The sequence below is a fragment of the Actinocorallia aurantiaca genome, from assembly GCF_039533685.1.
Taxonomy (GTDB): Bacteria; Actinomycetota; Actinomycetes; order Streptosporangiales; family Streptosporangiaceae; genus Actinocorallia; species Actinocorallia aurantiaca.
In genome coordinates, this window is the sequence record NZ_BAAATZ010000004.1 from 70,397 (window position 1) to 74,751 (window position 4,355).

Below are 4,355 nucleotides of genomic sequence, written 5' to 3' on the forward strand. Positions count from 1 at the left end.
CGATCAGCACACCTTACGCCTCCGAGGGGAGTCGAGAGGCCCTGACGCGGTGGAAACATACGAATCGCCCGACTATCAGTAAAGAATCTGGGGTTCGCCGCAGCTGGTGGGGACGAAGACCGTCCGGCCGTCCACCTTGTCGTAGACGCCCACGCAGGACTGGTAGAGCAGGTGGGCGCTGTAGGCCGAGTGCACCACCCGGCTCGTCCAGCGGCCCTTGAGGTCCTGGAGGTTGGACAGAGTCCACTCGTCCGCGACGCTGGCGTCCGCGTTGGTGAAGGCGACGATCGTGCCGGCGTACCGCTTGTCCTTCCGGTTGTCGCGGATCCGGAGGGTCAGCCGGGCGCTGGTGCTCCCGGCGTCGTTCCGGTAGCCGGCGACGTAGCCCCAGGTCTCGGTGCTCCCGTCGAGCTGGCCGGGCAGCTTCTTGTTGGTGAAGTGCGTCCAGCCCTTGGGAATGGCCCGCCTGGCGTTCACCGTGCCCTTGCGCAGCGCCTCCTGGTAGCGGCCGTCCCGGGTGACGCTCCGCCGCACGGAGATGCCGTCCGGCCGGGAGGTCCTGGCGTCGGAGGCGGCCGGCACGTGGTGCGGGCCCTCGGAGGCCGCGTAGATGATCGTCGTCGGGCCGACCTTGTACTGGTACTTCTTGCCCTTCTTGCGCAGGAGCACTTCACGCACGCCGAGGTATTCGGTGTACTTCGAGGTGAAGGACTTCTTGAACTTGAAGGTGTACTTCCCGTCGGCGGGCCCGGTCTTCGGCTTGGGCTTCGGCTTGGGCTTGACGTTGCTGCAGGTCCGGCACTCGGGCCGGCCCGAGCCCTTGGGCTCGACGGTGTTGTTGATCGGCGGCCCGGCGATGCTGCCGCTCTGGTCGGGGTTGGGGGTGCCCCGCCCGTTGCGCAGGTTCTTGGCGAGCGGGAAGTACAGGCCCGTGCCCTCGCCGTCCCAGGCCTCCAGCGCGGCGAACTGGACGGCCGGAGTCCAGCCGTCCCGCTTCTTGTCGCGCACCTTGAACTTCACGGTGATCTTGTCGTGGGTCACCTCGTAGGTGCCGGTGGACTCGACGTTCCGGAAGGCCTTGGCCTTGCCGTTCTTCGTCTTGAACTTCCCTTTCGCCAGGGGCTTCGCCCGGGAGGAGGACGTGCCCTCCGCCCCCTCCGCCTGGGCGGGGACGGCGTGGATCCCCATGCCCAGGAACAGCGAGCCCGCGGCGAGGCCCACCGTAGCGATACGTCTCATGAAGTAACTCCCCGTGCCTTTTCTATCGGTAGCCGGATTTTAGTGTTTCGGCCACAAATAACCTAGAACAATGGCACGGAATCTATCCGAATCGCGATAAATTGTGCTGCCGAAACTCATCCGAGCGTTCAGAGAGGGGACCCGTGCGCTGGGTCAAGTGGCCGGTGGCGGCAGTGGCCTGCGGGGCGATCGCCGCGGCCTCCTGGACGGCGACCCTGCCCGGCCGACCGGAAACGACCGCCTCTCCCGCCCCCTCCCCCACCGTCCCGGGGATTCCCGCGGCCGCCCCCTCCCCTCTGGACGGGGTGCCCGAAGGGATGATCGGCCGGTGGCGGGGGAACGCCGACGGACCCGGCGGCGTCTACGAGCTGGAACTGGAGCTCACCCGGGGGAACAAGGGCCAGTCCGTCGGGGTGTCCGGGGTGGGCTCGGCCACCTGCCGGTTCAGCGTCATCCTCGAGGGGACCGAGCCCGACGCGATCCTCTTCAGCGAGAAGCTCACCTCCGGCTCCGGCTGCCTGGGCTCCTCCGGCCGGCTCGCCCTGCGCGGGCAGGGCCTGCGCTACAGCGCCCTCACCGAGGAGGGGGACGTCGTCGTGGGCGAGCTGCACCGCGTGTGAGGGCCCTCAGGAGAGGGCGTGCACCCGGACCAGCCCGTCCTGTCCTCCCGTCGCCAGGTACCGGCCCGCCAGGGCCAGCGCCAGGACGTAGTCGCCGTGCGCCCTCAGGACGTTCCGCGGCTCGTAGCCCGGCACGTCCCACAGCCGGACCGCCCTGTCCCAGCCCGCGCTCACCAGGATCCGCCCGTCCGGGGCGAAGGCCACCGCCGAGACGTGGTCGCGGTGTCCCTCGAGCTCGTGCAGCTCCTTCCCCTCCCGCACGTCCCAGATCCGGACGGTCTGGTCCTGGCTTCCGCTGGCCAGCGTCCTGCCGTCGGGACTGAAGGCCAGCGCCGTCACGGCCGCCCGGTGCTCGTCCAGCCTGTCCTTCTCCTTGCGCTCCGCCACGTCCCACAGGCGGACGGCCTCGTCCCAGCCGCCACTGGCGAGCGTCCGGCCGTCGGGGCTGAAGGCCAGCGACCACACGTCGTCGTCGTGGCCTTCGAGCTCGGCGACCTGCCGGTGCGACGCGGTGTCCCAGAGCCTCACGACGTCGTCGTCCCCGGCGGAGGCCAGGAGCCTTCCGTCGGGGGCGAACGCCACGGCCCGCACGGCGGCCTCATGGCCGTTCAGCAGGGCGACCCGGGCGCGGGTCCGGACGTCCCAGAGCCAGACCGTGCGGTCGCCGCCGCCCGCCGCCAGCAGCGCGCCTCCCGGCCCGAAGGCCAGGGCCGTGACCGGTGAGGGCCCCTCCAGCCCGCCGATCTCGACCTGCCGCACCGGATCCCACAGCCGCACCGGGTCTCCGTCACTGCCGGTGGCCAGGATCCCCCCGTCCCCTCCGAACGCCAGCGCCCGCACCGCGCCGCTCAGCCCCCCGGACAGCGGCGCCCCCGAGGGTGGACCGGCGGGGGGCGTCCCGGGCCCGGCTCCCCTGGCCAGGTTCACCCCCGCCGGGAGCACCGCGCTCAGCACGGCCAGCCCGGCGAAGACCCCCAGGTCCCGACGGCTCCACGTGCCCGTCCGCACCGGGGCCGGAGGCGGCGGGACGGGCGGCCGCGGGACGGGCGGAGGGCCGGGACGATCCGAAGGCGGCGCGGAGGGCGCGGGAGGCGGAGGCCCCGCCTCTCCCGGGACCGGAGGCGGCGTCGGGTCTCCCCCGCCCGGCGGCGTCCAGGACGGAAGGGACTCCACGGGCTCTGGAGGCGGAGAAGGAGCGGCCCGGACCGAGGCGGAGTCGTCCCGTGCCAGCTCGCCCAGCAGCCGGACGAGTTCCGGCAGCTCCGGACGGTCCTCCGGGCGCTTGCGCAGGATCCGCATCACCAGGTCGGCGAACGGCCCGGTGCTCCGCGGCGGCCTCGGCTCACCGGTGATGAGCGCGGCGAGCGCCTCCATGTAGGTGGCCCCGGGATAGGGCGGGCGGCCCTCGACCGCCGAGTAGAGGGTGGCGCCCAGCGACCACACGTCGACCGCCGGGGTCACCTGGGCGGTCTCGGCCTGCTCGGGCGCCATGTAGGCGGGGGTGCCCATGATCGCGCCGGCGGCGGTCAGCGTGGCGTCCCCCACCAGGTGCGCGATGCCGAAGTCGGTGATGACCACCCGGTCCCCGTGCAGCAGCACGTTCTGCGGCTTCAGGTCGCGGTGGACGATCCCCGCGCCGTGCGCGACGAGCAGCGCCTCCGCCATGGCCCGGCCGATCTCCGCGGCCCGTCTCGGCGGCAGCGGGCCGTCCTCCGCCACGGCCTCGGCCAGGGAGCGGCCCGGCAGGTACTCCATGACCAGGAACGGGCCGTCCCGGTGGATGACGATGTCGTGCATCGTGATGATGCCCGGGTGGCTCAGCCTGGCGGCGGAACGGCCCTCGCGCACCGCCCGGCGGTTGAGCCGCTCGCGCTCCTCCCCCCGGACGCCGGAGGGGAGGAGGACCTCCTTGACCGCCACCTCGCGGTCCAGCCGCTCGTCCCGGGCGCGCCACACCCGGCCCATGCCGCCGACCCCCACCACCGACAGCAGCCGGTAGCGATCGGCGACCAGATCTCCCGCCCTGTTCTCCGCCACCCGCCGCACAATAGCGGCGAAGAACAAACGACCCGGACGTTATCGTCCGGGTCGTCGGGAGCAGAGGGCCGCCGTCAGTTGGTGATGCGGGTGCCCTGGTAGTAGACCCGCCAGCTACCGCACTTGGTGGACTTGAAGTTCCACTTCTTCTTTTTCTTGTACTGGTAGCCCCTGCACTCGCGGATCCTGAGTTCGTGCAGGTTGTAGGACTGGACGGAGACCTGCGCGGTCCGGCCCTTGATGTCCTTGGTGTTCCACAGGACGTTGTAGTCGACGTTCCCGTCGGCGTCCACGAACTGGACCTCGAGGGCGGCCAGCCGCCTGTCCTTCTTGGTGTCCTTGATCTTGGCGTAGACCACGGCGGTCTTCTCGCCGCCGTACCTGCCGGGCTTGAAGGTGCCCCAGCCGTGCACTCCGCCGAGACCCGAGTTCTTCGTGTGGAAGCCGTGGGTACCCCGC

The 4,355-nt window shown here is 71.5% G+C and carries 4 protein-coding genes; 1 reads left to right on the top strand and 3 read right to left on the bottom strand.

Annotation, left to right across the window (positions count from 1 at the left end; all coding sequences use genetic code 11):
* Nucleotides 1-75: 75 nt before the first annotated feature.
* On the bottom strand, nt 76-1,239 hold the full coding sequence (locus ABD327_RS06060) for a hypothetical protein (RefSeq protein ID WP_344449179.1): 1,164 nt from the start codon (nt 1,237-1,239) through the stop codon (nt 76-78).
* Nucleotides 1,240-1,382: 143 nt separating this feature from the next.
* Between ABD327_RS06060 and ABD327_RS06065 the strand changes: the two genes are divergently transcribed.
* A complete protein-coding gene (locus tag ABD327_RS06065) occupies nt 1,383-1,859 on the top strand; it encodes a hypothetical protein (RefSeq protein ID WP_344449180.1) in 477 nt (158 codons plus the stop codon).
* Nucleotides 1,860-1,865: 6 nt separating this feature from the next.
* On the opposite strand, the gene ABD327_RS06070 is transcribed toward ABD327_RS06065, so the two are convergent.
* Together ABD327_RS06070 and ABD327_RS06075 are read right to left on the bottom strand one after the other, a co-directional pair.
* Nucleotides 1,866-3,896: a WD40 repeat domain-containing serine/threonine protein kinase gene (locus ABD327_RS06070; RefSeq protein WP_344449182.1), complete on the bottom strand. Its 2,031-nt coding sequence runs from the start codon at nt 3,894-3,896 to the stop codon at nt 1,866-1,868.
* Between the two features lie 74 nt (nt 3,897-3,970).
* A partial coding sequence (locus tag ABD327_RS06075) for a hypothetical protein (RefSeq protein WP_344449183.1) occupies nt 3,971-4,355 on the bottom strand: 385 nt, incomplete at its 5' end.

Coding starts and splice junctions, on each gene's coding strand:
- ABD327_RS06060 (WP_344449179.1), bottom strand. CDS start 1,239: ATGAGACGTATCGCTACGGTGGGCCTCGCCGCGGGCTCGCTGTTCCTG.